5 protein-coding genes are annotated in these 4260 nt (G+C 63.0%); 3 read left to right on the top strand and 2 right to left on the bottom strand.

Annotated elements, in window-relative coordinates:
• Positions 1 to 243: 243 nt before the first annotated feature.
• A complete protein-coding gene (locus AC3B8H_RS19025; RefSeq protein WP_488443095.1) occupies positions 244 to 1275 on the top strand; it encodes a hypothetical protein in 1032 nt (343 codons plus the stop codon).
• A 52-nt stretch (positions 1276 to 1327) separates the two neighbouring features.
• On the opposite strand, the gene AC3B8H_RS19030 is transcribed toward AC3B8H_RS19025, so the two are convergent.
• Both AC3B8H_RS19030 and AC3B8H_RS19035 read right to left on the bottom strand, forming a co-directional pair.
• On the bottom strand, positions 1328 to 2317 hold the full coding sequence (locus AC3B8H_RS19030) for a glycoside hydrolase family 17 protein (protein ID WP_488443096.1): 990 nt from the start codon (positions 2315 to 2317) through the stop codon (positions 1328 to 1330).
• A gap of 216 nt (positions 2318 to 2533) precedes the next feature.
• Positions 2534 to 3409, bottom strand: a complete 876-nt coding sequence (locus AC3B8H_RS19035) for a LysR family transcriptional regulator (RefSeq protein WP_488443097.1) — start codon at positions 3407 to 3409, stop codon at positions 2534 to 2536.
• Between the two features lie 120 nt (positions 3410 to 3529).
• Between AC3B8H_RS19035 and AC3B8H_RS19040 the strand changes: the two genes are divergently transcribed.
• Together AC3B8H_RS19040 and AC3B8H_RS19045 are read left to right on the top strand one after the other, a co-directional pair.
• On the top strand, positions 3530 to 3856 hold the full coding sequence (locus AC3B8H_RS19040) for an EthD family reductase (RefSeq protein ID WP_488443098.1): 327 nt from the start codon (positions 3530 to 3532) through the stop codon (positions 3854 to 3856).
• Between the two features lie 107 nt (positions 3857 to 3963).
• Positions 3964 to 4260, top strand: a 297-nt coding sequence (locus AC3B8H_RS19045; RefSeq protein ID WP_488443099.1) for a hypothetical protein, incomplete at its 3' end; no start/stop codon positions are given.

Consider the following 4260-nt stretch of genomic DNA (forward strand, 5'->3'; position numbering starts at 1 on the left):
CGAATCGGAATCGGGGGGCGATCCGGAACCGAGCGTCGAAATCGGTATTTCCAAACCGGTGCCTCCGCCACCACTCGCACAGCCGTCGCCATAGCCGCCGGCCCGCCGTGGACTCACCCGGCGGGTGAATGAAAAATCCCGCCCTTCGACCAACTCCGGACGAACGGGATTTTTCATCGCCCAACGGCTCTTTTGGGGTTAACCGATTCGTCGCGGCTTGATTCAACACTGACGGGAATGTTTATGGAAATGCTCGGGGCGATGCCCGTCGGCGTTTGGGCGCCGTTGCTGGGCTTGGGCTTGGCGGTATTCGCCGGGGTCTGGCTCGGCGAGCGGAAGGCGTTTGCCTGGCGCGGCAAAGTCGCGGCCTGGCGCTGGGTCCGGCTGGCGACCGTGCCGATCTGGGCGGCGACCGCTGCGGTCGCCTGGCTGCCGGCGCAAGCGGTTGGCGGTCCGGAAGCCTTGGCGGTGTTCTACTTGTGTTTGTTGCTGGTCTGCCCGGCCGTGTATTTTGGCTTGCATGTCTGGCTGGGGCGATGGGTTCGGCCGGCACTGAGCGGCGGCGAAGCGTTGGGCATCGCCGCCACCGGTTTACTGCCGGTCGCGCTGCCGGTCGTCGCCGCGCAGCTGTTGCAACCCTGGTATTTCGAAGCGCGCGCGGCTATCGCCGAGGCCGGCCGGTTGCGCGCGCCGGTGCGGCCCAGACCGCATCGCATCGTCGAGGCGCGCCGGTTTTTACTGCCGGAAATCGGTGAGGTCTGGGCCGAACATTGGCTGGCGCCGGGCGGCGTTCGGGTCGAACGCATCGAGGCGCGGCACGCCGGCGAGTTTTCGCGAGCCGATGACAGTATCGGCGGCGGTTTGTGCCGGGCCGGCGACGATGTCTACCTGTTTTGGTCCGCCGCCGCGCCGGCGCCGCATTGGCGGCTGTTTTGGCGCGACGATAGCGGTGAGTTGCGGCAGTCGGAATGGACTTCGCTGCCCGCCGCCGGGCCGGCCGAGCCGTTTGAGTTGCAATGGTCGGACGTCGGCGTGCGCCTGCCGGCGCGGATTCCGCTGGCCACGGTCTCCGTGGCGCGTGTCCCGGACGGCGGCGCGGAGTCTTTCGATGGTTTGTTGGGGCTGGGGGCGGTTTACGATCCGCTCGACAATTGCTTGCCGCTGGATTTTCGCTGGCCGGCCAAGCCGGGTTGGTCGGCGGCGCAAGCGTTGCGAATCGCGCAGTGGCGCATCGACTTGCAAGCGATGCGTTTCGCCACGTTCCGCCGACCCTAGCTTCCATCCCCGCCCACCCCAGCGCCATTCCGGCCGGCCATGGCTGCCGGGGTTAGCGTGGCCGGATACCCTGACAAGTGTAAGGCGCTTGTCCGGCGCAGATGCCCCAATAGCTGCCGAACAAACCTTCGTTGCCGGGCTTCCAGTTTTCGGCGAAGGCTTCGAAGACCACACCGGACCAGCCTTTTTCGGCCAGTTTCGCCAAGGTCGAATTCACCACCAAGGCTTGGTTGGCCGGGCTGGCGACGCCGCAATGCTGGCCGGTGTGGCCGTTGATCTCGGTGCCGTTTTCCGGGCCGCTGGGCCAGCCGAATTCGGTGACGACCACCGGCTTGCCGGGATAGGTCTTACGCAATTGGCTCAGGCGGGCGATATGAAAGTCGGCGGCTTGCTCGGCGCTGGTGCAAGGGTACAGGCCGGAAAACTTGTTTTCCCACCACGGAAAAATATTCGCGCCTATCCAATCGACCTTGGCCGCGAACTCGGTGGGCTGGCAGTCGGCGGTGCGGTCGCACCATTCCCACCAGGTATCGATCGTCGTCAGCGGCTGGTGGACGCCGGCTTCGCGGAAGGCGTCCAGGCACCGCATGATCTCGCTGTCCAGGGCCTTGGCGTGGCGGGTTCTTACTTCCGAACCGCAAGCCAGTTTGACGATGGTGTCCGAGTAAGTTCGGGCGGCGGCGATGCCGGCCGAAATCGACTGGGAGTTTAACTCGCGGTCCCGGTCCAGCCAGATTATCGCAATCACCTTGAGTCCGCGCGCGCGGGCGGCGGCGAAAGTGTGTTCCAGGCCGTTGGTGACGCCGTAGGTCATGATGCAGCGAAACGGCGTTTGCGCGATCAGCCGGTCCAACAAACTGTCTATCAGTTCCGGGCTGGGATGGGCGCCCCAGTCCGGGTTTAATTGGCCGACATAGGGACTGAAGGCCGCGCAGTGCATCAAGTCCGCGCTAACGGCCGAAGTCGGGGCGGGGCTGTCGGCGGCGCGGCCGACGCCGCCGTACAGGCTTAGAATCAGGATCAACCACATCCAACGTTGCATGAGAACTCCTCGGCTGGCAGGTCAGCCGCTGATTAAAGGGGATTGCCGTGACGTTGCCGCGCCCGAATGGCCGCTTGGGATACGCCGGCCCTGGAACGGTCGGCGTGTTTCCGGAAACGCGGGCTAAGCCTATCAGCGCGCCGCTTAACGCCGAATTAACGCGGTTTTCGGCCGTCGCCGGCTTGGGCGGTGTTGTCCTCACGGTCCGAAGCCGAGTTAAAAAGACGCTTGTAGTTTTGCCAGCAGCGGCTTGAGTTCCGAATTGGCGGCGTGCGCCGTCGGATAGATCGCCAAGACCGTCCGGCGAATGTCCGGGTCGGACAGATACCGCCATTTCAAATGCTCGGCCTGTTTGGGCACGCTGAATTCAGGCAGTAGCGCCACGCCGATGCCGGCGCCGGCCATCGCCAAAATCCAGTCTTCGCTATTACTGCGATAAGCGGCGTACAGATCGATTTGCCGGCCCAGGCAGACGCCGCGCAAGGTTTCGCGCAACTCGCAATTCAGCCGGTCCAGATAGGGTTCGGCCTGTATCGCCGCCAGATCGACGATGGGCAATTGGTTGAAACGGTGCTGGTCGTTAAACACCACCACGTAACGTTCCTGATACAGGGTCAAGGTTTGCAACGGCGCGGGCGGCGGCAGCGTGGGGGCGCTGATGATCAAATCCAGTTGTTCCTCGTCCATTCGCCGCAGTAACGCGGCTTCGCTATCCACGACCAATTCCAGTTCCAAATGCGGGTGCTCTTGTTGAAAAGCGGCAAACAGCGGGCTCAGATGCCGGGCGGCGATGGTGGTCATCACGCCGATCCTTAGCGGCACGGTGTTCAAGCGGCTGAAGCGGATGGCCTCGGCCTTGACGGCTTGGGCCTCGCGGAAAATCTGGCGCAAGGTCGGCTCAACCAAGCGGCCCAACGAGGTCAGCCGGCAACCGCTACGCTCCCGGCTGAACAGCTCGCCGCCCAGTTCGTCTTCCAATTTTTTGATGGCTTGGGTCAGCGACGGTTGGGCGACGTAGCTGGACTGGGCGGCGCGGGTAAACGAGCCCTTGTCGCAGACCGCCAGGAAGTAGCGTATTTGTTGCATCTCCATGTTCGCTCTCAGGGTAATAAATAGGTAATACCTATTGTTTCATAGGTAGTCGGTATTTTACTACAACGATAAAAAGGCGTTTCATATGTGCTCCCATTCATTAAATCATTGGAGTTACCTATGAAAGCTGCAAAACTAATCGTGATGTACCCGGTTCCAACCGACTTGGAAACCTTCGAGCGTCTTTATGCCGACGAGCACGTACCGATGGCCGTCGAAAAGCTGGCCGGGAAAACCCGTTTCGTGGCATCGTTGATCCTGTCCAACGCCGATCAGAGCCCCGCGGCCTTTCACCGGATCGCCGAAGTGTATTTCCCGAGTCTGGCCGATTTGCAAGCCTGTTTGAGTTCGCCCGGCGGTCAGGAAACAGCGGCGCACGCGGTGGCGATTTCCAGCGGCGGCGCGCCGGTGTTTTTGATCTCCGAGGTAGAAACCTTCGACTTTTAACCGCTGCAACCGGCCGGGAACGCCGCACCGAATCGTTCGCGACCGAGTTGGACGGGGAGGCGTCAGCGTTTTCCGGAGCCGGATTCGAAACCGAACGGAGGAATCGAATGAATACCCGCTACCGCAAATATCCATGGCGCCGCCGGCTGAAACGCCGTTGGCCGCAACGATTGCTGTTATTGGCGCTGGCCGGCTGGCTCGGCAGTTTGGTCCAGGCCCGCTGCGGCGCGGTTCAAGCAGTGCCTGCCTGCGACGCCGGCCCCGGCATTCTTGCGAGCGGCGAAAGCGGCCTTGCCCGGCCAGGGCGGGTAGTCGAAACCACGCCGCCGATGCCGGCTAAGCCGGCGGCGATGATCGACGCGGTTTACCGGGTGGACCCTGGGCTAACCGCTTGCCGGACACAG

Source organism: Methylomonas sp. BG-2 (assembly GCF_057766305.1).